The organism is Streptomyces sp. (assembly GCF_019510245.1).
Lineage (GTDB): Bacteria > Actinomycetota > Actinomycetes > Streptomycetales > Streptomycetaceae > Streptomyces.
In genome coordinates this window covers 112,742-135,754 of the sequence record NZ_JAEKKT010000114.1, presented here as the reverse complement: position 1 = coordinate 135,754, position 23,013 = coordinate 112,742, and the positions used below count along the sequence as shown (strand labels likewise).

Annotated in this window: 18 protein-coding genes, 2 pseudogenes and 1 riboswitch; of the genes and pseudogenes, 12 read left to right on the top strand and 8 right to left on the bottom strand. The window is 72.2% G+C overall.

Annotation, left to right across the window (positions count from 1 at the left end):
- Positions 1-121 precede the first annotated feature (121 nt).
- The 4 genes from JF597_RS07085 to JF597_RS07070 all read right to left on the bottom strand — a co-directional run bounded on the left by JF597_RS07085 (position 122) and on the right by JF597_RS07070 (position 2,169).
- Positions 122-595: a hypothetical protein gene (locus JF597_RS07085; RefSeq protein ID WP_293990708.1), complete on the bottom strand. Its 474-nt coding sequence runs from the start codon at positions 593-595 to the stop codon at positions 122-124.
- On the bottom strand, positions 579-1,070 hold the full coding sequence (locus tag JF597_RS07080; protein ID WP_293990706.1) for an RNA polymerase sigma factor: 492 nt from the start codon (positions 1,068-1,070) through the stop codon (positions 579-581). The genes JF597_RS07085 and JF597_RS07080 overlap by 17 nt, the downstream gene beginning before the upstream one ends.
- Positions 1,071-1,168: 98 nt before the next feature.
- Positions 1,169-1,798 (bottom strand): class F sortase, encoded by a 630-nt coding sequence (locus tag JF597_RS07075; protein ID WP_293990704.1) that lies wholly within the window; start codon positions 1,796-1,798, stop codon positions 1,169-1,171.
- Positions 1,795-2,169, bottom strand: coding sequence for a sortase-dependent protein (locus JF597_RS07070; protein ID WP_293990702.1), 375 nt, complete (start codon positions 2,167-2,169; stop codon positions 1,795-1,797). Before JF597_RS07070 ends, JF597_RS07075 begins: the two co-directional genes overlap by 4 nt.
- A gap of 243 nt (positions 2,170-2,412) precedes the next feature.
- Between JF597_RS07070 and JF597_RS07065 the strand changes: the two genes are divergently transcribed.
- From JF597_RS07065 to JF597_RS07045, 5 genes and pseudogenes are all read left to right on the top strand, one after another.
- Complete coding sequence (locus tag JF597_RS07065; protein WP_293990700.1) at positions 2,413-2,850, top strand: Fur family transcriptional regulator; 438 nt, start codon at positions 2,413-2,415, stop codon at positions 2,848-2,850.
- Positions 2,851-2,886: 36 nt separating this feature from the next.
- Positions 2,887-5,073, top strand: a complete 2,187-nt coding sequence (katG, locus tag JF597_RS07060; protein WP_293990698.1) for a catalase/peroxidase HPI — start codon at positions 2,887-2,889, stop codon at positions 5,071-5,073.
- 294 nt (positions 5,074-5,367) lie between these two features.
- A pseudogene (locus JF597_RS07055) lies at positions 5,368-7,080 on the top strand (PHP domain-containing protein).
- Positions 7,077-7,682 carry a hypothetical protein gene (locus JF597_RS07050; protein ID WP_293990696.1) on the top strand — a complete coding sequence of 202 codons (606 nt, stop codon included), beginning with the start codon at positions 7,077-7,079 and terminating at the stop codon, positions 7,680-7,682. The pseudogene JF597_RS07055 and the gene JF597_RS07050 overlap by 4 nt, the downstream one beginning before the upstream one ends.
- Before the next feature lie 158 nt (positions 7,683-7,840).
- The gene (locus JF597_RS07045; protein WP_293990694.1) at positions 7,841-9,685 is read left to right on the top strand and encodes a M1 family aminopeptidase; all 1,845 of its coding nucleotides are present in this window, start codon (positions 7,841-7,843) and stop codon (positions 9,683-9,685) included.
- Between the two features lie 82 nt (positions 9,686-9,767).
- Here JF597_RS07045 and JF597_RS07040 read toward each other — a convergent pair whose 3' ends face one another.
- The 4 genes from JF597_RS07040 to JF597_RS07025 form a co-directional block, all read right to left on the bottom strand.
- Entirely contained in the window at positions 9,768-12,140 is a 2,373-nt protein-coding gene (locus JF597_RS07040; RefSeq protein WP_293990692.1) for a SpoIIE family protein phosphatase, read from the bottom strand.
- 243 nt (positions 12,141-12,383) lie between these two features.
- Complete coding sequence (locus tag JF597_RS07035; protein WP_293990690.1) at positions 12,384-14,216, bottom strand: alkaline phosphatase family protein; 1,833 nt, start codon at positions 14,214-14,216, stop codon at positions 12,384-12,386.
- Between the two features lie 186 nt (positions 14,217-14,402).
- Positions 14,403-15,635, bottom strand: coding sequence for an iron uptake transporter deferrochelatase/peroxidase subunit (gene efeB / locus JF597_RS07030; protein ID WP_293990688.1), 1,233 nt, complete (start codon positions 15,633-15,635; stop codon positions 14,403-14,405).
- Positions 15,632-16,828, bottom strand: coding sequence for an EfeM/EfeO family lipoprotein (locus JF597_RS07025; RefSeq protein WP_293990686.1), 1,197 nt, complete (start codon positions 16,826-16,828; stop codon positions 15,632-15,634). The genes efeB and JF597_RS07025 overlap by 4 nt, the downstream gene beginning before the upstream one ends.
- Positions 16,829-17,029: 201 nt before the next feature.
- Between JF597_RS07025 and JF597_RS55485 the strand changes: the two genes are divergently transcribed.
- From JF597_RS55485 to pgm, 7 genes and pseudogenes are all read left to right on the top strand, one after another.
- Positions 17,030-17,410, top strand: coding sequence for an alpha/beta hydrolase (locus tag JF597_RS55485; RefSeq protein ID WP_366916386.1), 381 nt, complete (start codon positions 17,030-17,032; stop codon positions 17,408-17,410).
- Positions 17,407-18,401, top strand: a pseudogene (locus tag JF597_RS07015) (VOC family protein). The gene JF597_RS55485 and the pseudogene JF597_RS07015 overlap by 4 nt, the downstream one beginning before the upstream one ends.
- A gap of 36 nt (positions 18,402-18,437) precedes the next feature.
- Positions 18,438-18,650 (top strand): hypothetical protein, encoded by a 213-nt coding sequence (locus tag JF597_RS07010; protein ID WP_293990684.1) that lies wholly within the window; start codon positions 18,438-18,440, stop codon positions 18,648-18,650.
- A gap of 139 nt (positions 18,651-18,789) precedes the next feature.
- Positions 18,790-19,845 carry an enoyl-CoA hydratase/isomerase family protein gene (locus tag JF597_RS07005; RefSeq protein ID WP_293990682.1) on the top strand — a complete coding sequence of 352 codons (1,056 nt, stop codon included), beginning with the start codon at positions 18,790-18,792 and terminating at the stop codon, positions 19,843-19,845.
- A 70-nt stretch (positions 19,846-19,915) separates the two neighbouring features.
- Positions 19,916-20,055, top strand: a riboswitch (cobalamin riboswitch).
- Between the two features lie 35 nt (positions 20,056-20,090).
- Complete coding sequence (locus tag JF597_RS07000; RefSeq protein WP_293990680.1) at positions 20,091-20,312, top strand: CbtB-domain containing protein; 222 nt, start codon at positions 20,091-20,093, stop codon at positions 20,310-20,312.
- Positions 20,313-20,334: 22 nt separating this feature from the next.
- Positions 20,335-21,090 (top strand): CbtA family protein, encoded by a 756-nt coding sequence (locus JF597_RS06995; protein WP_293990678.1) that lies wholly within the window; start codon positions 20,335-20,337, stop codon positions 21,088-21,090.
- A gap of 270 nt (positions 21,091-21,360) precedes the next feature.
- Positions 21,361-23,001 carry a phosphoglucomutase (alpha-D-glucose-1,6-bisphosphate-dependent) gene (gene pgm / locus JF597_RS06990; RefSeq protein ID WP_293990676.1) on the top strand — a complete coding sequence of 547 codons (1,641 nt, stop codon included), beginning with the start codon at positions 21,361-21,363 and terminating at the stop codon, positions 22,999-23,001.
- The last annotated feature ends 12 nt before the right edge of the window (positions 23,002-23,013 follow it).

Here is a 23,013-nt window from a genome sequence, read left to right as displayed (position 1 = left end):
CGGCCGCGCCGCGCCCCGCTCCCGCCGGAGTGGCGGCTTGACCCGCGCCTTTGGGGTCCGGGCAGTGCGTCGGAAGCGGCGGCACGGACGGATGACGCCGGCCGCCGCCGCGTTGACGCCGCTACGGGCGGGACGCCGTGGCGACGGCGCTCGGCCGGTCTTCGGTCGGGATGTCGCGCGCCGACGTCGACGGGGTCGTCGTGGGGGCCGCCGACCGTCCCTGGGTGGGCGTCGGTGTGGTCTCCCGTCGCGTGGGCGCGACGCTGGGACTCGGGCTGGGCTCGATCGGCGTCGGGGATGCCGACGAGCGGTGCGGGGCGGGGGAGGTGGCGGCCGGCGGTGCGAGGGGCGCCTGTGGGGTGGCCGGGGCCGCGGGTGCCGTCAGATGCAGCGACAGGGCGACGCAGACGGCGACGGCGCAGGTCAGCCCGGCTCCGGCCGCCGTGCGGACCAGGCGGCGGCGGCTCGCGGCACGCCGGATCTCCTCGTAGCGGCCCGGCGGCGGACCGAGGTGGGCGGCCGGCGGCCGAAGGATGACCGCCAGGGGATCGTCGGGGCCGTCGAACTCGGGCTCGTCGTCAAAGCGTGTGGTCAAGGCTTCTCCTCAGATGACCGCGGAGCAGTTCTCGGGCCGCGTGCAGGTCGGCCTTGACGGTTCCTTCCTTGCGCCCGGTCAGCGCGGAGACCTCCCGGATCGGCATGTCAGCGTAGTAGTGCAGCAGGATCGGCACCCGCAGCCGCTCGGGCAGCGACTGCACCAGCAGCCGTACCGACGGATCCGCCGGCTCGGTGTGCGGGCGGATCGCGGCCTCCGTACCCACCCGGCGCACCGCCCGGCGCTCGCGCTCCAGCTTGCGCCAGTGGTCCCGGACGAGGTTGGCCGCGGTGACGTAGAGGAAGCCGCGCGGCTCCTCCACCTTCGTCCACCGGGCCCACAGCCGGGTGAAGGCCTCCGAGGCGATCTCGTGCGCCGTCTCGTCGTCGTCGACCAGACGGCGGCACCAGCCGGCCAGGCGTGGGTACAGCGCGGCGAACAGCTCGGTGGCCGCCGTCTCACGGGACCGTTTCAACGTTCTCCAGGGTCGTGGGGGCTCGATCGTCGCACTCGTCGGGGAGGATGCGGGACCGGTGGCGTACGTTCCACCGGTCCCGCATCCGTTCCGGCGGGTCAGGGCGTCGTGCCGGTCAGCGTGGCGAAGACGATGACGTTGTCGAGGTAGCCGTCGCCGCCCCGCGGGCCGCCGCAGGTGATCAGCCGCAGCTCCGGGCGGTCCACGTCCCCGTAGACGTCCCGGGTCGGGAACGCGGACTTGGCGACCGTACGGACCTCGTCGACGGTGAACACCGCCGACCTGCCGTTCTCCAGGCGCGCCACGGCCTGCTCGCCCCGGCGCAGCTCCGCGAGCCGGCGGAACACCCCGTCTCCGTAGGCGCCGACCGTGACATGGCCGAGGATCACCGACGGGCCGGTCTGCCCCGGGGTGGGGGAGTAGCGGTACCAGCCCGCCCGGTCGTGCGCGGTGACCGGCGGCACCTGCACCGTGCCGTCGGCGGCCAGGCCGAGCCGCAGCAGCGGGGTGTCGACCCGGATCGCGGGGATGCGCAGCCGGACCGGCGTGGACCGGCCGAGGGCGTGGGCGGCGGACCCGGCCGTGGCCGTGCCCGCGGACGGCGGCGGCGAGGACGCCGTCCGCCGCCGGGCGGCTGGGGCCGTCCGGTCCGGTGCCCGGCCCGCGCAGCCCGCCAGCAGCGAGGCCGTCGCGGCGGTGACGAAGGCGCGCCTGGAGAGGGGGGTCATGCCCCGGTCGCCCGGCGGCGACGGACGGCGAACACCGTCGCGCCCGCGGCGAGCACGGCCGCCGCACCGCCGCCGATCAGCGCGCCCTCGGAGCCGGAGCCCTCGGACGGCTCCGTCACCCCGGTGTCGGGCGCACCCTTCGGCACCGCCGCGACCTGGCGCGAGTCCCGCGTCGGGGCGGGGGTCGCGCCCCGGGTGGGCGCGGCGGACGGCGCCTCGGACGGGACGGCGGACGGCTCGGCGGAGGCCGCGGTGGACGGCGCCACGGTGGGGACCGGGCTCGGGGTGGTGCTGTCGGCGAACGCGGGCACGGTGCCCGCCAGCACGGCGGTGCAGGCGAGTGCCGTGGCGCTCAGGACGGTTCGGCGCATGAGGACGCTCTCTTTCGTCGGCCCGCCGTGGTCGGGGCGGGCTGAGTTACGGATCGAGCGGAGAGACGACCCGGCACCGGGCCGGGTTGTAAAGAGATGGCAAAGCCGTGCGCCCGGAAGGTGCCCGGAGGGGGGGCTGTAGGGCCGCCCGGGGCGATCGGGCGGGCCGGGGGACGGTTCGCCACCAGACTTGAGTGGTTTGTTTTCTTGAATCATTCGTGTTTGAGACGGTAGGTTGGCGCCATGACCGCATCCCAGCCCCCGACGACCGCCGATGAGCTGCGCGGTGCCGGCCTGCGGGTGACGGCCGCCCGCGTCGCGCTGCTGGAGACCGTCCGCCACGGCGACCACCTGGGCGTCGAGGCGATCGCCTCGGGCGTCCGCGAGCGGGTGGGCCACATATCGCTCCAAGCCGTGTACGACGCGCTGCACGCGCTCACCACGGCTGGACTCATACGCCGTATCGAACCGGCCGGCAGCCCGGCCCGGTTCGAGGGACGCGTCGGCGACAACCACCACCACGTCCTGTGCCGGTCGTGCGGTGCCGTCGCCGACGTCGACTGCGCGGTCGGCGACGCCCCGTGCCTGACCGCTTCGGACGACCACGGCTTCGCGATCGACGAGGCCGAGGTCATCTACTGGGGCCTGTGCCCCGACTGTTCCACCGTCAGCAGTTCCTGAGTACGTCGATCCGCCCCTTCCGGAAGGATTTCCCCCATGTCTGAGGCCCAGGAGAACGCGGGCAAGTGCCCGGTCGCGCACGACCGCGCACCGCACCCCACCCAGGGCGGCGGCAATCGCCAGTGGTGGCCCGAGGGGCTCAACCTGAAGATCCTTGCCAAGAACCCCGCCGTCTCGAACCCCCTCGACGAGGGCTTCGACTACGCCGAGGCCTTCCAGAACCTCGACCTCGCGGCCGTGAAACGTGACATCGCGGAGGTGCTCACCACCTCGCAGGACTGGTGGCCCGCCGACTTCGGCAACTACGGCCCGCTGATGATCCGTATGGCCTGGCACAGCGCCGGCACCTACCGCATCTCCGACGGCCGCGGCGGCGCCGGCGCCGGCCAGCAGCGCTTCGCCCCGCTCAACAGCTGGCCGGACAACGGCAACCTGGACAAGGCGCGCCGTCTGCTGTGGCCGGTCAAGAAGAAGTACGGCCAGGCGATCTCCTGGGCCGACCTCATGATCCTCACGGGCAACGTGGCCCTGGAGTCGATGGGCTTCAAGACCTTCGGCTTCGGCGGCGGCCGCGAGGACGTCTGGGAGCCGGAGGACGACGTCTACTGGGGCCCCGAGAAGGTCTGGCTGGACGACCAGCGCTACACCGGCGACCGCGACCTGGAGAGCCCGCTCGGCGCCGTCCAGATGGGCCTGATCTACGTCAACCCGGAGGGCCCCAACGGCAACCCGGACCCGATCGCCGCGGCCCGCGACATCCGTGAGACCTTCCGCCGGATGGCGATGAACGACGAGGAGACCGTCGCCCTCATCGCCGGCGGCCACACCTTCGGCAAGACCCACGGCGCCGGCCCCGCCGAGAACGTGGGCGCCGAGCCCGAGGGCGCGCCGATCGAGCAGCAGGGCCTCGGCTGGAAGAGCACCTACGGCACCGGCAAGGGCGGCGACGCGATCACCAGCGGCCTGGAGGTCACCTGGACCACCAAGCCCACCCAGTGGAGCAACGATTTCTTCGGCATCCTCTTCGGCTACGAGTGGGAGCTGACCGAGTCCCCGGCCGGCGCCAAGCAGTGGGTCGCCAAGGACGCCGAGGCGATCATCCCCGACGCGCACGACCCGTCGAAGAAGCGTCTGCCCACGATGCTCACCACCGACCTGTCGCTGCGCTTCGACCCGATCTACGAGCCGATCTCGCGCCGGTTCCACGAGAACCCGGAGGAGTTCGCGGACGCGTTCGCCCGCGCCTGGTTCAAGCTGACCCACCGTGACATGGGCCCGAAGTCCCTGTACCTCGGCCCGGAGGTCCCGGCGGAGACGCTGATCTGGCAGGACCCGCTGCCCGAGGCCGAGGGCGAGGCCATCGACGCCGCCGACGTGACGGCCCTCAAGGCCAAGCTCCTCGACTCCGGCCTCACGGTCTCGCAGCTCGTCTCCACCGCCTGGGCGTCGGCCTCGACGTACCGCGGCAGCGACAAGCGCGGCGGCGCCAACGGTGCCCGCATCCGCCTGGAGCCGCAGCGCGGCTGGGAGGTCAACGACCCCGACCAGCTCGCCCAGGTGCTGCGCGTCCTGGAGGGCATCCAGCGCGACTTCAACACCGGCGCCAAGAAGGTCTCCCTGGCCGACCTGATCGTCCTCGGCGGCGCCGCCGCGGTGGAGAAGGCCGCCAAGGACGGCGGCGTCGACATCGAGGTGCCCTTCACCCCGGGCCGGGTCGACGCGACCGACGAGCACACGGACGCCGAGTCCTTCGCGGCCCTGGAGCCGACGGCCGACGGCTTCCGCAACTACCTCGGCAAGGGCAACCGCCTGCCCGCCGAGTACCTGCTGCTGGACCGCGCCAACCTGCTCGGCCTGAGCGCCCCCGAGCTGACCGTCCTCGTCGGCGGTCTGCGCGTCCTCGGCGCCAACCAGGGCGGCTCGAAGCACGGCGTCCTCACCGAGACGCCGGGCGTGCTGACCAACGACTTCTTCGTCAACCTGCTCGACATGGGCACGACCTGGAAGTCCACCTCCGAGGACCAGTCCACCTTCGAGGGCCGCGACGCGAGCGGCGCGGTCAAGTGGACCGGCACCCGTGCCGACCTGGTCTTCGGCTCCAACTCCGAGCTGCGCGCCGTCGCCGAGGTCTACGCGAGCGACGACGCCAAGGAGAAGTTCGTGAAGGACTTCGTCGCCGCCTGGACGAAGGTCGCCGACGCGGACCGCTTCGACCTGGTCTGACCGACCTGGTCTGACCGACCTGGTCTGACCGACCTGGTCTGACCGACCCGGTCTGACCGACCTGGTCCGACCGAACGGGGCCCGATGCCCGGGCCGGCTCCTCGTGAGCCGGCCCGGGCATTGCCGTCTTTACGGCTCGTTGGCCAACTCCCCACCGGGAGAAGCGCGTAGCGCGCTGCACATGAGTCGTTCTTTACCCCACCATGACCTCGACTCCCGCTGTTCATGCGACCTTCGCAGACTCTGCACGTCCTGAGCCATCCCCCGTACTGGTCGCCCGCGGGAGTTCCGAACATGAGCCACGGTCACAGCCACGACCACGGTCACGGTCACCACCACCATCACCACCACGGGGACGGCGACGCCGCCTCGTCGCTGCCGCCCGCCCTCGATCTGTCCGTCCCCGACGCCGAGCTGACGCCCGGTCAGCTCTCCCGCCGCTCGATGCTGCGCCGCACCGGACTGCTCGGCGCCGGCCTCGCGGCGGGCAGTGTCCTCGCCGGTGCGGGCCAGGCCGCCGCCGCGGTGTCCTCCGCCCACTCCCAGAACGGCCGTTCCGGCGGCTACCTGTGGCTGGCCGGCGACCACCACATCCACACCCAGTACAGCTCCGACGCCAAGTACCGGGTCATCGACCACGTCCGGCAGGCCAACGCGCACGGCCTGGACTGGATGGTCATCACCGACCACGGCAGCGAGACGCACGCCAAGATCGGTGTCGAGAAGGTCAACCCGGACATCGTCGCCGCCCGCGACCAGATCGAGGACACCCTGGTCTTCCAGGGCCTGGAGTGGAACATCCCGGCCGCCGAGCACGGCACGGTCTTCGTCCACCCCGGCAAGAACGAGGTCGCCGTCCTCAAGGAGTTCGAGAACTCCTTCGACGGCTCGGTCAAGGGCGCCTCCTCGAGCAGCCCCGCCAACGAGGCGCTGGCCATCTCCGGCCTCAACTTCCTCGCCGAGTAGGTGCAGCGCCGCAAGGTCAGGGACGCGCTGTTCCTCGCCAACCACCCGGCGCGCAAGGGCATCGACTCCCCGCACGAGATCCGCGCCTGGCGCGACGCGCAGCCGTCGATCGCGGTCGGCTTCGAGGGCGCCCCCGGCCACCAGGCGGGCGGCCTGCCCAAGCCGAACGGCCCCGGCTCGGCCCGCGGCATCTACGACAACAGCCCGAGCGCGGACTCCTTCGCCGGCTACCCGCTGGAGAGCTACCGCACCTGGGGCGGCTTCGACTGGATGACCGCCACCGTCGGCGGCCTGTGGGACAGCCTGCTCGCCGAGGGCAAGCCCTGGTGGATCACCGCCAACTCCGACTCCCACAACGTGTACGCCGACACCGCGGTGCGCGGCCCGAACAGCGACTTCAACGCCAACGGCCGCTACGAGGACCCGGTCTACGGCACCGGCATCAGCCTCACCGACACCGACTTCTGGCCCGGCCAGTACTCCCGCACCCACGTCGGCGCCTCGTCCTTCTCCTACAAGTCGGTCATGGACGGCATCCGTGCCGGCCGGGTCTGGGTGGACCACGGCGGCCTGATCAGCGGCCTGGACGCCCAGCTGCGCTCCGGCTCCCAGGCGGTGACCCTCGGCGGCGTGCTGCACGTCCGCAAGGGCAGCAGGGTCGACCTGGTCATCGAGATCAGCCTCGCCAACGGCCCCAACTGGGCGCAGTTCGTGCCGACGCTGGCCCGCGTCGACGTCGTCCAGGGCGATGTCACCGGCAAGGTGAGCGACAGGGACACCTTCGCCACGCCCGCCACCAAGGTCGTGAAGTCCTTCGAGGTCGACAAGGCGACCGGCACGGTCAAGCTGACGTACTCCCTCGGCCGCCTCGACAAGCCGGTCTACGTCCGGCTGCGCGGCACCGACGGCAACCGCTCCGCGGTCGGTTTCAACGGTGCCGCCGTGGACCCGGCCGGCCCGGCCATCGACGTCCTGGGCGACGCCGACCCGTGGAAGGACCTGTGGTTCTACTCCAACCCGATGTGGGTCCTGCCCGCATGACCTCCCCGCACCACGCGTCCGGCGTCCGCTCCGTCATCGGGGTGGACGCCGGTACGGCGACCCTGCGCGAGGCCGACCACCTGATCCACCGGCTGCTGGAGCAACGGGAGGCCACCGAGGGCGTGTTCGCCTGCACCCACCTGTTCCGCACCGACGAGCGGCGGGGGACGACGCTCTCGCTGGCCGTCCCCGGACCGGACGCGGACGTGCTCTGGCAGGAACTGGTCGACGTGCTCCCCAGGGGCACCGGCCTCGCCCTGGCCGACCGCACTCACGGCCCCGCCGACGCGGTGGGCACCGCCCGGCTGGCCGCCGCCGCGCCCCCCGCCTCCGGCCGGGCCGTGGCCTACCCCGGCGTGGCGCACCTGACCGGCACAGTCACCGTCGCGGACCTGCTCGACCGCACCGCCATCGAGCACCTCGTCGTACTCGGCGCACCCGGCGTCCAACCGCCGCGCACCGCCGAGGTGCTGACCCAGGACCACGTACGCCCGGAGTGGCGTGACGGCGTCCTCACCCTCACCCTGGTGCCGGCGGCGGGCGGCCTGCTGGCCCCCTTCGAGGTTCCCAACCCCACCCCCTGCTGCGTGGACCACGCCTGACGCGAGGGTAACCCCCTAGTGACATGCCCTGGTCAAATCTGTCAGGCTTCCGACTCGCACCACTTCTTCGTCATGCGTGAGGCCGCCACCGGCGCACCCCAGCCGGACCGGCGGCCACCGAGCAGGCCGGGACCCCGGCCTCCGCAAAGGAGTTTCGTGTGAGATCGACCCCCCACAAGGCCTTCGCCACCAGCGCGCTGGCCGTCGCGGCACTCGCCGCCGCCCTGCTGCCCGGCACCTCGGCGTCGGCGGCCGAACCGGCCGCCGCGGCCTGTACGTCGAGCCAGCTCATCACCAACGGCGACTTCGAGAGCGGCACGTCACCCTGGACCCAGTCCTCGACCGGCGTGATCACCAGCCGCTCCGGCCAGTCCGCCCACGGCGGTGCCGGCTTCGCCTGGCTGGACGGCACCGGCTCCACCCACACCGACACGCTCTCGCAGAGCGTCACCATCCCCTCCGGGTGCGCGGCGACGCTCACCTTCTGGCTGCACGTCGACACCGCCGAGACGACCTCGTCCACGGCGTACGACAAACTCACGGCCAAGATCGGCAGCACCACGCTGGCGACCTGGTCCAACCTGGACAAGAACACCGGGTACGTGAAGAAGTCCTTCGACGTGTCCGCGTTCGCGGGGCAGACCGTGACCGTCGCCTTCACCGGCACCGAGGACTCCAGCCTCCAGACCAGCTTCGTCCTGGACGACGTCGCCCTCGACACCTCGGCCGCCACCACCCCCGGCGACACCACCCGCACCCCTGCCTCCCCGGCGTACACCGTCAGCCTGACCAGCAACTCCGCCGGCACCGGCTGGACCGGCCACGAGAGCGTGACCTTCACCAACGCCTCCGCGACCGCGCTCAGCGAGGTCTACCTCAGGCTGTGGGACAACTACCACGGCACCTGCTCGGCCCCGCCGATCACCGTCAGCAACGTCACCGGCGGCACCGCGGGCGCGCTCTCGGTCGCCTGCACGGCGCTGGAGGTCGCCCTGCCGGCACCGCTGGCCCAGGGCCAGAGCACCACGATCGGCTTCGACCTGGGCATCACCGTCCCGAGCGGCGCCGACCGCTTCGGCCACGACGGCGCGTTCAGCATGATCGGCAACGCGCTGCCCGTCCTCGCGGTCCGGGACGGATCCGGCTGGCACCTGGACCCGTACACCAACAACGGCGAGTCCTTCTACTCGCTGGCCGCCGACTTCAAGGTGACCCTGGACCACCCCAGCAGCCTGCTGGTCCCGGCCACCGGCACCTCGGTCGACACCCCCGGCACCAGCGGCCGTACCGTCACCACGGCGACCGCCTCCAAGGTCCGTGACTTCGCCTGGGCGGCCGGGCCGTTCACCAAGATCTCCGGCACCTCACCCGGCGGGGTCCCGGTCAACATCTACTCCGTCTCGGGCATCAGCTCCTCCAGCGCCCAGTCGATGCTCACCACCGCCAAGTCGGCCGTCGACGCCCACGCCGGCCGCTTCGGGGCCTACCCGTACGGCGAGTTGGACGCGGTGATCGACAACAACTTCTGGTTCGGCGGCATGGAGTACCCGGGCTTCGTCCTCGACCTGGTCAGCACCACCGCGCTCACCCACGAGATCGGCCACCAGTGGTGGTACGGCATCGTCGGCGACGACGAGTACAACAGCCCCTGGCTGGACGAGGCGTTCACCGACTACGCCACCGACCTGGCACAGGGGCTGACCGGCACCAACTGCTGGAACAGCGTCTCCTGGGCCTCGTCGGCGGAGAAGATCACCAACTCGATGGCGTACTGGGACGCCCACTCGTCCCGCTACTCCACCGTCGTCTACGGCTACGGCAAGTGCGCCCTGCACGACCTGCGCCGGCTGATCGGCGACACCGCGATGACCACCCTCCTGAAGAACTACGCCAGTGCGCACTGGTACGGCGTCTCGACCACCGCCGAGTTCAAGGCGGCGGCCCAGGCGGCGACCAGCACGGACCTGACGTCGTTCTGGACCACCCACCGCATCGACGGCTGACACCCGTCCGCCGGGGGCGGGGAACCTCCCCGATGGGCACAGTGCACATCCGGGGATGTTTCCCGCTCCGCGCCCGCCCGGGTCAGGGGAGGGCCAGTTCGGCCCAGATGGTCTTCCCCGACCCGGTGTAGCGCGTGCCCCAGCGCTGCGACATCTGGGCGACGAGGAACAGGCCGCGGCCGCCCTCGTCGTCCCGGCGGGCCCGCCGCAGGTGCGGTGCCGTGTGGGCGTTGTCGGAGACCTCGCACAGCAGGCTGCGGTCCTTGATCAGCCTCAGCATCACGGGCCCGGTGGCGTACCGGATGCTGTTGGTGACCAGCTCGCTCACCACCAGCTCCGCGGTGAACGCCAGGTCGGACAGGCCCCAGGTCTCCAGCTGGAGCTCGGTGTCCGTGCGCGCCCGCGCCACCATCGCCGGGTCGGGCGGCAGCTCCAGGTCCGCCACCTGGCCGGTGCCCAGCCGCCGGGTGCGGACCAGCAGCAGCGTGGCGTCGTCCGCCTGCGGCCCGGGCGGCAGCGTCGACAGCGCCCGGTCGCACAGCTCCTCCAGCGGGCACCGCTGCCAGGTGAGCACATGGGCGAGGCGGTCGATGCCGCTGTCGATGTCGGTGCGCCGGTCCTCCACCACCCCGTCGGTGAAGAACGCCACCACGCTGCCGCTGGACAGGCTCAGCTCGACGTTCTCGTAGGGCAGGCTGCCCAGCCCCAGGGGCGGCCCCGGCGCCAGCGCGGACAGCGCCACCGAGCCGTTCGCGTCGGCCACGATCGGCGGGGGATGGCCCGCGCTCGCCCAGACACAGCGGCCGCTCACCGGGTCGTAGATCGCGTACAGGCAGGTCACCCCGAGCGCCTCGTCGCCCAGCCCGTCGTCCGCATGCGGCGCGGAGTCCTGGGCGACCAGGCCGTCTAGGCGGGTCAGCAGCTCCGCCGGATCGAGGTCCAGCAGGGCCAGGGTCCGTACCGTGGCGCGCAGCCTGCCCATGGTCGCGGCCGCGTGCACACCGTGGCCGACCACGTCGCCCACGGTCAGCCCCACCCGGGCACCGGAGAGCGGGATCAGGTCGAACCAGTCGCCGCCCACGCCCACCCGGCTGTCGGCGGGCAGGTAGCGGTAGGCCACGTCGACCGCGCTCTGCTCGGGCAGGTGCTGCGGCAGCAGGCTCCGCTGGAGCACCAGGGCCGCGGCGTGCTGGCTGGTGTAGCGGCGGGCGTTGTCGATGCCGACGGCGGCCCGCTCGGTCAGCTCCACCGCGAGGGTCTGCTCCTCGGGCCCGAACGGGTCGGGGTTGCTGCTGCGCCGGAACGTGGCGAGGCCGAGGACCGCGTCCCGGGCGAGCAGCGGCACGAACAGGCTGGAGTGCCGGCCGGCCGGTGTCCGGTCGTCCGGTGACCGGGGCGGGGCGGCGTCGACGACCGGGCGGCTGGTGGCCAGGCTCAGTGCCTGCGGCGACGACGGCGGATAGGAGACGGGACTGGTCCGGAACTCCTCCGGGGTCCGGCCGTGCATCCGCAGCAGGCTGTGCCCCGGCGCCGAACCCGTCGGCGGCTGCCGGCCCTCGATGACCGCCGGCGGGAGGTCGACCAGCACCTCGTCGGCCAGCTGCGGCACCGCCACGTCGGCGAGCTCCGCGGCCGTACGTCGCACGTCCAGCGAGGCGCCGATGCGTTTGCCCGCCCGCACGAGCAGCGACAGCCGCTCCTGGGCGCGGTAACGGTCGGTGATGTCCAGGGACTCCTCGAACAGCCCCAGCGGCTCGCCACGGGCGTCCACCAGCCGGTGGTACGAGCAGGACCAGACGTGCTCGCGCCCCGGGTCGGCGGGAGCCCGCCCCCGGTAGTGCATGCCCATGATCGGTTCGCCCGTCGTGAGCACGTGCTCCATGATCTGGTCCTCGTCCGGAGGGTGGTGGCGGGAGATGAACTCGCCTTCCGGGAAGAGGTCCGCGGCCGGACGGCCGACGTACTGGGCGACCCCCGCGAGCTCCAGATCGGTGGAGACGTTGCCCCAGACGACCCGCATGTCGGTGTCGAAGATCGTCAGCCCCACGGAGGACTCGGTGGCCAGCCCCTGCAACATGGCCAGCTGCGCCTCCCAGGAGCGCAGCGCATCCAGCTCGGCCGCGACCACGACGGTCGCGGCCAGGCCCTGGGACACCAGCGGGCTGAAGGTCACGGCCGCGCGCAGGGTGCGCCCGTCCCGGCGGACCAGGTCCAGGACCGTGCTGCGGGGCCGGTGCGCCGTGCAGAGCGAGGAGGGCCGCCCGCCGGACTCCGTCGCCAGCAGCAGGGCCGCCGGCCGGCCGAGCACCTCCTCGGCCGGATGTCCGAGGAGGCACTGGGCCGAGGGGCCCCAGCCCGCGATGCGGCCGTCGGCGTCCAGCACCGCGGCCGCGGCCTTGGTGAGGTCCAGAGGACTGTGGAAATCGACGTCGGCCGCGTTCGGAAAACGATCCATGGGCACCGCTTCCCTCCGTGCTCCCTCAGCATCCCGTGCCGCACGGCGGACGACAACCGCACGGACCGCCGTCGCCCCCGGGTACCCGAAGGCGGCTGCGGCGGACAACACCCTGCGAGCCGCTCGGGGGCCCGGGGCCGTCCGGTGCCGCCCTGCCCGGCGGCCGCCCGTGCGGATGCGAAACGCCGCTCGGCACGGTCCGGGGAGGGGGACCGTGCCGAGCGGGTCAGGGCGGGGCCGGCGTCAGGCGCCGGTGCGCTGCCTGCGGCGGAGCGTCAGGTACGTGCCGGTGGCGCCGGCGGCCACCAGCGCGCCCGCGCCGAGGCTGACCGGAAGGGCCGGGAACTGGCCGGAGCCGGTCGTCGCGGCCGTGTTCACCATCGCCGGGCCCGGGGTGATGTGGGTGGTCACCGCGGAGACGTGACGGATCGGGCCGACGTGCCTGACGGAGCCGTCCGAGTTCAGCAGCACCTGCTTGTTGTTCGGGTGCCGGAAGTCGAACATGTTGGTCAGCGAGCCCGCGGTCGCGTCGAAGGAGTGGTCGCCGACGCGGCCGGTGCGCCAGTTGTCCTCGATGAAGCGGGTGATGGAGGACTGGTCGGTCTGGGTGTGGTCGACCTTGTTCACCTTGCTGTACGGCGAGATGACCAGCAGCGGCTGCCGGGTGCCGGGGCCGCAGCGGTCGGCGTAGCCGCCGGACGCGGCCGGACCGGACTGGCAGGCGGCACTGTCGAGGGCCTTGCCGTTGGAGCCGACCGTGGTGTCCTTGGAGCCGTTGCGCGGCTTGGCGTAGGCGTGGTCGTACCAGCCGTCGGAGTCGTCGTAGGCGACGACGATCGCGGTGGACTTCCACTGCGGCGAGCTCTGGATGGTGTTGATCTCGTTGACGAGGAAGTGCTGCTCGTCGATCGGGTCGGAGTAGCCGGCGTGGCCGTCCTGGTACTCACCGGCCTTGAGGAAGCTGACGGCCGGGAGCTTGCCCGCCTTGGCGACCGCGGTGAAGTCGGTCAGGTCGTAGTTGTGGTTCGCCCGGCCGTTGTGACCGATCTCGTTCACGTTCTTCGGCGCCACGTGATGCGGGTTGGACGTCGACTTGTAGTACGAGAACGGGTTGTGGTGCGGGCTGTAGTCGACCACCGAGGCGCCGCCGACGTTGGTGTGCGTGGTGTCGCACTTGGCGTAGGAGCCGGACGTGCCGTTGTAGGCGGTCGAGGGACGGAAGCCGCCCTGGAACCAGCCCCACGTCACGTGCTTGGAGTTGAGCAGGTCACCGATGTTCCTGCCCTGCAGCGCCGCCAGCGCGCTGGTGCTGGTGTGGTCCTTGTCGGAGCAGTCGTCGTAGGCCGGGTCGGGGTCGTTGACCACCGTGCCGACGCCCTTGGCGTTCGGGGAGGCGATGGCGTACGAGTCCGGGGTCGACGTCTGCTTGCCGGTGACCGGGTCCACGGAGATCGCGCCGTGCGTCTGGCCCGAGACCAGGTTGAGCGCGCCGGGCGTGGAGGGGCCGTAGACCGAGCTGTAGGCGCGGTCGTTCAGGGCGTACTGCTGGGCGTAGTTCCACAGACCGGTGACGGTGTTGCCGTCGTAGTAGTCCATGACCAGGCCCGGCTCGCCGAACAGGCCGCCGGAGCACTTGTCGACCTCGGTGTTCTGCACGAACTGGTCGGCCTTGCCGCCGTCGTAGGCCAGCTGCTCGGGCCCGTAGGAATGGTTCTGGTCGCAGGTCATCGCCTGCGACGGGGAGAGCCGCTTGGGCGCGTACTGGTTCGGGTTCTTCGTCAGCAGCCCGGCGTGCGCGACGGTGTCGATGTCCTTCGGGGTCTTCTTGGACGCCGTGAACTTCGTGCCGTCGGTGTTCGCGGCCTTCGGGTAGGTCGCGAAGTAGTGGTCGAAGGAGATGTTCTCGTCGAACAGCACGACCACGTGCTTGATCGGGGTCGCGGTCGACGAGCCGCCGCCGTGCCCGGCGGGTACGGCGGCCCAGCTGGGCGCGGTGCCTCCGAGGACCGTGAGCGCGGCGGCCCCCGCGAGAGCGCCGAGGCTCCTCGTCGCCGTTCGTCTTCCTGTGCTGGCCATGCTGGTTCCCCTCCGGGCATGAACGTCACTGCGTCGTACAGCCAGGGATGCTTCGCCCGCTTCCCGGCGCTCCGGCGGAGCCATGATGGCGGGTGAATGAACTCCGGGTCAGGGATGCTGGGGCAAATCTTGACTGTGTATTGACCGTTCGGGCTACGGAATTGTCCAGGAGTTGTTCGAACAAGCTCAGCCGAGCAGAGCGCGTCCGTACCAGTCGTCGCGGTCCCGGACCCCGGGCAGGGCGAAGAAGTAGCCGCCGCCGAACGGCGAGACGTAGTCGACCAGCGGTTCGCCGGCCAGCCGCTTCTGCACGGTCTCGAACTGCCGGGCCAGGTCCTGCTGGTAGCAGCAGAACAGCAGGCCCATGTCGAGGTTGCCGTTGCTGTCCATGCCTCGGTCGTAGTTGTAGGCGCGGCGCAGGAGGCGCTGGTCGGCGGTGGCCGGGGTGCGCGGGTTGGCCAGCCGGATGTGCGCGTCCAGCGGGATGACGTCGCCCTTCGGGTCGTCGGCGTAATCAGGCGTGTCGTGCTCGGCGTTGCCGTCCAGAGGCGCCCCGGACTCACGGGAACGCCCGAACATCCGCTCCTGCTCGCTGAGCGAGACCCGGTCCCAGAACTCCACCAGCATGCGGATCAGCCGGACCACCTGGTAGCTGCCGCCGACCGCCCACTCCGGCTCGCCGGAGTCCTTGCCGACCCACACCAGGCGGTCCATCTCCCGGGCGCTGGTGGTCTCCGGGTTGGCGGTGCCGTCCTTGAAGCCCAGCAGGTTGCGCGGGGTGCCGGACGGGCGGGGCGGGCTGGTGAAGCCGTCCAGCCGCCAGCGGACCTGCATGCCGCCCCGGGTGTGCCGGGCGATGTCGCGCAGTGCGTGCAGCACGGTGTCCGTGTCGTCCGCGTGCAACTGCAAACTGAGGTCGCCGTGGCACCACTCGGGCCGCAGGTCGTCGTCCGGGAACGCCGGCATCGTCGTGAGCCGACGCGGTCTCAGTTTCCCGAGCCCGAAGCGGTCGTCGAAGAGCGAGCCGCCGACGCCGACGGTCACCGCCAGCGCACCGGACGGCACCTTCTCACCGAGGACGCCCGAGTCGGCGGGCGGGGCGGTGATGCCGACCGGGTCCGGGGTGCCGCCCGAGGTCAGGAAACGGGCGCGGTCGGTGAGCGTGTGCAGCAGTTCGGTCAGCTCGGCGCGGCTCCCGGCGGTGACGTCGAAGGACGTGAACACGGTCGTCCGGCGGGGTGCGGCGATCGCTGACTGCTGGCGGGCACCGTGGAACGGAGCGACCGTGCCCGGGGTGGCGGTATCCGGGGCAGGGGCGGCCGCGCCGCCGGCGGCCAGCCCGGCCCCCGCGAGGGCCGCGCCGCGCAGGAACCCGCGGCGGCCCACTCCGCCCCTGCCGGCCGTCTCGTTCGCGCTCATGCCGTCCTCCGCGGATCGCACAGGGTCGCCACCGACGCCAGCCGCTCCACCAGGTCGCCGAGGACGGCGTCGACGTCCTCCCGCTGCCGGTGACCGAGTTTGTCCAGCGGTGTCCAGGTGCCGCCGAGGCCGAAGCCGTCGAGCACCGTGCCCGCCTGCTTCAACCCGCCCTCGAGCCCGGCCAGATCCGCGTACCGGGTGGCGAGCAGCGGGTGCAGCCGGGACATGACCTCCACGGTGCCGTCCAGGTTGGCGCGGGCGGTGGCGAGGTTGCTGCCGCTGCCGTAGTCGGTACGGCCGGTCAGCTCGAACTGCACCGTGTTCTCCAGGATCTCGTGCGCCCGCAGCCCCAGCTGGGCGGGGTCCATCCGGGTCTGTGCCCAGCCGTCCCGCAGCGCGGTGACCGCCTTCACCAGGCCGGTGGCCGGGCCGCGCAGGCCGGCGGCGGACTCGCCGTGCCACAGGCCGTACTCGATGCGGTGGAAGCCGGTGAAGTCCTTGTCGTGCACGCCGCCGGGCAGCCCCGCGTCGGTGCCGTCGATCGCGCCGTCGGCGTCGCCGAAGGCGTCGTACGCGGCGCCCAGCCGCTCGTACTCCAGGTGCGCCGGCAGCCAGGCGGTGCGGGCGGCGGCGAGATCACTGCGGTCGATCGCGTCCCGCAGGGTGGTCGTCAGCCGTACGACGTCGGACAGGCCGCCGCCGACCCACTTCTGGTAGGCGAGCGCCGGCGGGATCAGGTCGTGCTCGGTGACCGGGGCCGCGGCCGGGCCGCTGCCGCCCCTGGCGATCCGGACGATCGGCCCGGTGACGGCGTCGGCGTCGTCGGGCACGCACTTGAACGCGTACGCGCCCTTGCCGAGCCGGACGGTCAGCTCCCGGGTCGTTCCGGGCCCGACGTCCTCGACCTCGCCGTACACGGCCTGGCTCTTCGGGTCCTCCAGGAGCACCTCGGCGGCGCCGTCGGTCGGGTTGTGCAGGTCGAAGACCTGGACACCGGGAACCGGCGCGCCCCAGCCCCGGCCGCAGCGGCTTGCGGACACCTCCACGGTGGTGTGCGGCAGCGTGGCCGGTTCGGCGTGCGCGGGGCGTGAGTCGTGCGTGAGCGCCAGCACCCCGGCCACCAGGCACACGACGGCGACACCGACGACCGTCCAGGGACGCAACGACCTCCAGCTGAGGCCGGACAACACCATCCCGAGCTCCCGGGGTTCGTACCGTTCGTGATCGCCTCATGTTAGGCAGCCCTTTGTACTCGAACGGCCGTCCAGGGAAACCCGTGACCAAGAGTTCCCTGCCGGTTCACCGGACCTCCCGAGGAGCCGCTCAGTCGGTGCCGGGCTGGACCAGCCTGAAGAAGGCGCGGGCACCGGCACGCCGTAGGGACTGCCGCAGCCGTGCCGGGAACGGACGCGGGGCGGCGGCCGGGACGCGGGCCTGTGCCAGGCGGGGGAAGAGCACTTCCGCGTTGCCCCGGTCGACGGCCGCGAGGGTGCCGGCGTCGACGCCGCTGTCCAGTCCGTTGGCGAAGTACTGGCCCGCGGCGGCCGGTGCGAACGGCCAGTCGCGACCGGCGCCTGCGACGCCTGCCGGTGCCGACCCTGGTGCTGTGGGGCGCCGCGGACAAGGTCAACCGGCCCTCCGGCGGCCGGATGCTGGCCGACCGCATGCCCAACTGCGACCTGTACACGGTCGCGAACACCGGGCACTGGGTGCAGTGGGAGCGTGCCGAACTGTTCAACGGCCTGTGCACGGACTTCCTGGCAGGCCGCCGATGACCCCCCAACCCGACGTCTTCGGCTCCGTGCACCTGGGTCACCTGGTCGTCGAGACGCAGCGGTTCGCCGACTGGCGCCGGTTCGGCACCGACGCCATCGGCATGCACCACGACGACCTCTCCCGCGACCTGATGCGCTTCCGCCTCGACGACCACGAGTGCCGCTTCCTGCTGCGGCGCGGGCCCGCCGAGGACGTCGTCGCCGTCGGCTGGCACCTCGACGACCACATCGCTTTCGAGCAGGTCGAGGCCCGGGTCCGCGCCCACGGCGTCCCCGTCGCCGTGGGCGCCGCCGAGGAGGCGGCGCTGCGCGGCGTCGAACGCCTGCTCCGCTTCGCCGGCCCCAAGGGCATCACCCAGGAGATCTGCATCACGCCCGTCCGTTCCACGCAACTCCTGCGCATGCTCGCGTCCGGCTGGGTCACCGGTGACTTCGGGATGGGGCATGTCGCCATCACCTCCGCCAAACCCGCCCTGACGCGCGGCTACTTCCACACCGTCTTCGACGCCCGCCTCACCGACCACATCGACGAGACCATCAGCGGCGTCAGACTCAGGATCCGCTTCCTGCGGGTCGACGAACGCCACCACTCCATCGCCGTCGCCGCCGTCCGCGGCCTGCCCGTCGACCCCGTCCGCACCTCAACATCCAGTGCGCAAGCCTGGACGACCTGGCCCGCAGCTACCAACGCGTGCACGAACTCGGCTTCGACATGGCCCTGTCCGTCGGCCGGCACACCCACGACAAGGAACTCTCCTACTACGCCCGCACCCCCTCCGGCTTCGAGTGGGAGGTCGGCTGGAACCCCGTCGTCGTCGACGAGACGACCTGGGAGCCCACCACCCACCAGGGCATCAGCATCTGGGGCCACACCCCGGTCGGCCAGACCATCGTCGACAGACTCGACCGGTTCCGCCTCGGCGCCCGCTCCCTGCTGCACCCGGAGAAGTCCGTCCCCGCGCTCGGCGGCACCGGGATCCCCGACGACTGACGGGCCCGGCCGGCGCCCGGTCACAAGGCCGTCGGCGTGTCCCCGTATCGCTCCCGCAGTGCCGTCAGCGTCTCCCGCAGTCCCGGCAGCACCCAGAACCCGCACGACTTCGTCCCCCTCCTGCTCGGCCGGCGGGCGGCGGGCCGTTTCCCCGTCGAACGCCTCGTCACCGCCTTCCCGTTCACCGCGATCGACGAAGCGGTCGCACGCACGAAGGAGGACGTCGTCAAACCGGTGCTGACCTTCTGACCCGCCGCCGCCCGGAGGCGCTACCGGTCTGTGCGGCGGACACGAGAAGATCGTCCCAGACCCATGTGTCCACCCGTCCTGGAAGGAACCGAGAGATCATGCGCCTCATCGCGGCCCGCGGCCCGGCAAAGGTGTCCGGATGACCGGCGCCGAGGAACACGTCCTGCTGCACGTCGACGGACGGGCCGCGCACATCACGCTCAACCGGCCTAAGGCCATCAACGCGCTGTCCCACGCCATGGTGCGCCGCATCGACGAGGCGCTCACGGAGTGGGAGCACGACCCCGCCGTCGAGACCGTCGTCCTCACCGGCGCGGGGGAGCGCGGCCTGTGCGCGGGCGGGGACATCCGCGCCGTCCACGACGACGCCCGGGACGGCGACGGGTCGGCCGCGGCCGCGTTCTGGCGGGACGAGTACCGCCTCAACGCCCGCATCGCCCGGTACCCGAAACCGTACGTCGCGCTCATGGACGGCATCGTGATGGGCGGCGGGGTCGGTCTCTCGGCGCACGGCAGCGTCCGGATCGCCACCGAACGGTCGCGGATCGCCATGCCGGAGACCGGGATCGGCTTCGTGCCCGACGTCGGCGGCACGTACCTGCTCGGCCGCGCGCCCGGCGAACTCGGCACCCATCTCGCCCTGACCGGCGGCCGGATCGGTGCCGCCGACGCCGTGCTCTGCGGACTCGCCGACCACTGCATGCCGTCCGGCTCGATCCCCGCGTTCGTCGCCGACCTGGCCGGCCTGCCCGTGCCCGAGGCGCTCGCCCGGCAGGTACGGCAGGCGCCCGGCGGGGAGTTGGCCGGGCACCGGGACTGGATCGACACCTGCTACGCGGCCGACACCGTCGAGGAGATCGTCCGGCGGCTGCTCGCGCACGGCGACCCGGCGGCGAAGGAGACGGCGGACACCCTGCTCACCAGGTCGCCCACCGCCCTGAAGGTCACGCTGGCGGCGCTGCGCCGGGCCCGGCGACTCGGCTCGCTGGAGCGGGTCCTGGACCAGGAGTACCGCGTCTCCTGCGCCGCCCTGACGACCCACGACCTGGTGGAGGGCATCCGTGCCCAGGTCGTCGACAAGGACCGCACCCCGCACTGGTCCCCGGCCACCCTCGCCGGGGTCGCCGACACCGAAGTCGACCGCTTCTTCGCCCCGCTCGGCGAGCGCGAACTCGGCCTCGCCCCACCCGTCTGATCCGCCCCACCGGCCGCCCACCAGGCGCGAGACGAAGATCACGCCTGGGGACGCGGTCTTGGCCGTGCCCCTGACACGCGGTACGGTCGGTCCGATATCGACGACGGCGAGACGGAAGCCGGTGGGAATCCGGAACGGTCGCGCCACTGTATGCGAGAGCCCCAGGGCTGCTCGTGAGTCAGACCCGTGGCCGTCGTCCTGTGCACCACCGAGTTGGGACGCGAACTCCCAGAGGAGGTCCTGCCATGGCGCAGACCGTCGCTCCGCCGACAGCCAACACCCCCGCCGTTCCCGCCAAGCTGCCGCTGTCCGCGATAGCTCCCTGGGCGGTCTTCTTCGGCATCCTGATGCTGATCCTGCTCTACTTCGTCGGCGCCGAACAGGGCGCCACCTCCGTGTTCAGCGGCACGGACGTCCACGAGTGGGTGCACGACGCCCGTCACCTGCTCGGCTTCCCCTGCCACTGACACGAGGGACGCCGTACCGCCCATGAACTCCGCAACGGTCCGGAACCTCCTGGTGCGGGGCATGCTCGCCGGCCTGGCCGCCGGCCTGCTCGCCCTCGTCGTCGCCTACGTACTCGGTGAGCCGAACGTCGACAAGGCGATCAGCTTCGAGGACGCCCACTCGCACGAGCACGAGATGGAGGTCGTCTCCCGCTCCCTGCAGTCCACCGCCGGCCTGGCCACCGGTGTCCTCGTCTACGGGGTCGCCTTCGGCGGCATCGCCGCCCTGGCCTACAGCTTCGCCCTCGGCCGCGTCGGCCGCTTCTCGGCGCGGGGGACGGCGCTGCTGCTGTCCGGCTGCGCCCTGGTCGCCGTGTACGTGGTGCCGTTCCTGAAGTACCCGGCCAACCCGCCGTCGGTGGGCGACCCGGACACCATCGGCAAGCGGACCACGCTGTACTTCCTGATGATGCTGCTCAGCGTGCTCCTCGCGGTCGCCGCCGCCATCCTCGGCAAGCGGCTCCGGCCAAGGCTGGGCACCTGGTGGGCGACCGTGCTCGCGGTGGCCGCGTTCGCCGTCGTCATCGGGCTGGCGTACCAGTTCCTGCCGGTCGTCAACGAGGTGCCGAAGGACTTCCCGGCCACCCTGCTGTGGCGGTTCCGGCTCTCGGCGCTCGCCATCCAGGTGGTGCTGTGGGTCGGATTCGGCCTGCTGTTCGGCGAGTTGGCCGAGCGCGTCCTCAACCCGAAGCCGGCGAAGGCGGCGGCCGCGGCGCGCACGGTGCCCGCTCCGCACTGACCGGTGCCGCGCCGCACCACGGCACCCCGAACGACACGAGAGGGCCCACCGGCACCGCCCGGGGGCCCTCCCGCGTTCGCCCACCTCCGCTCCGCGCGGCGGACGGACGACCTCGAACAGCGCGCGCCGGGTGCGGTACCCCTGCCGTGAACCGGCCGTGAACCAGCCGTGTCGTCGGCGCGCGGCCGGTGCCGTACTCGCGTTCGTGGCCGCTGACAAGGAAAGATGGGCGGCGAGCGATCGATCAACGACTGCGGAGGAAGTGGACTCATGCCGCATGAGCGAGCGGGCCGGCCGGCGGCTCCGGAGGACCTCGTCGACGTGGCCCGGCTGGTCACGGCCTACTACGCGCTGCACCCCGACCCGTCCGACCCCGGCCAGCGGGTGGCGTTCGGCACCTCGGGACACCGCGGATCGTCGCTGACGACCGCGTTCAACGAGGACCACATCGCCGCCACCAGCCAGGCCATCTGCGAGTACCGGAGCGGCCAGGGCACCGACGGCCCCCTCTTCCTGGGCGCCGACACCCACGCCCTGTCCGAGCCGGCCAAGGTCACCGCGCTGGAGGTCTTCGCCGCCAACGGCGTCACCGTCCTCGTCGACAGCGCCGACGGCTACACCCCCACCCCCGCCGTCTCGCACGCCATCCTCACCCACAACCGGGGCCGCACCACCGGCCTCGCGGACGGCGTCGTGGTCACCCCCTCGCACAACCCGCCCGCCGACGGCGGCTTCAAGTACAACCCGCCCAGCGGCGGCCCCGCCGCCTCCGACGCCACCTCCTGGATCCAGGACCGCGCCAACCAGATCATCGCGGGCGGGATGAAGGACGTGCAGCGCATCCCGTACGAGCGCGCGCTCGCCGCGCCGACCACGGGCCGCTACGACTTCATGGGCGTCTACGTCGACGACCTGCCCAGCGTCCTCGACCTCGACGCGGTCCGGGCCTGCGGACTGCGCATCGGCGCCGACCCGCTCGGCGGCGCCTCCGTCGCCTACTGGGGCCGGATCGCCGAACGGCACAGCCTCGACCTGACCGTGGTCAACCCGTACACGGACCCCACCTGGCGGTTCATGACGCTGGACTGGGACGGCAAGATCCGCATGGACTGCTCGTCTCCGTACGCGATGGCCTCGCTCATCGAGAAGCGGGCCGAGTTCCGGGTCGCCACCGGCAACGACGCCGACGCCGACCGGCACGGCATCGTCACCCGCGACGCCGGCCTGATGAACCCCAACCACTACCTGGCCGTCGCCATCTCCTACCTCTACCGCCACCGCGAGCAGTGGGCGGCGGAAGCCGGCGTCGGCAAGACCCTGGTCTCGTCCTCGATGATCGACCGGGTCGCGGCCGACCTCGGCCGTCGACTCGTCGAGGTCCCGGTCGGGTTCAAGTGGTTCGTGGACGGACTGGTCAGCGGTGCCATCGGGTTCGGCGGCGAGGAATCGGCCGGCGCCTCCTTCCTGCGCCGGGACGGCTCGGTGTGGACGACCGACAAGGACGGCATCCTGCTCGCCCTGCTCGCCTCCGAGATCACGGCAGTGACGGACAGGACCCCCTCCGAGCACTACGCCGACCTCACCGCCCGCTTCGGCGAACCCGCCTACGCCCGCATCGACGCCCCCGCGACCCGCGAGGAGAAGGCCCTCCTCGCCAAGCTCTCCCCGGCCCAGGTCACCGCCGAGACCCTGGCGGGCGAGCCGGTCACCGCCGTCCTCACCGAGGCTCCGGGCAACGGCGCGGCGATCGGCGGCATCAAGGTGACCACGGAGAACGCCTGGTTCGCCGCCCGCCCGTCCGGCACCGAGGACGTCTACAAGATCTACGCCGAGTCCTTCCAGGGCCCCGACCACCTGGCCCGGGTGCAGGAGGAGGCCAAGGCGGTGGTGGACACCGCACTCGGCGGCTGACGACGGGGGGCG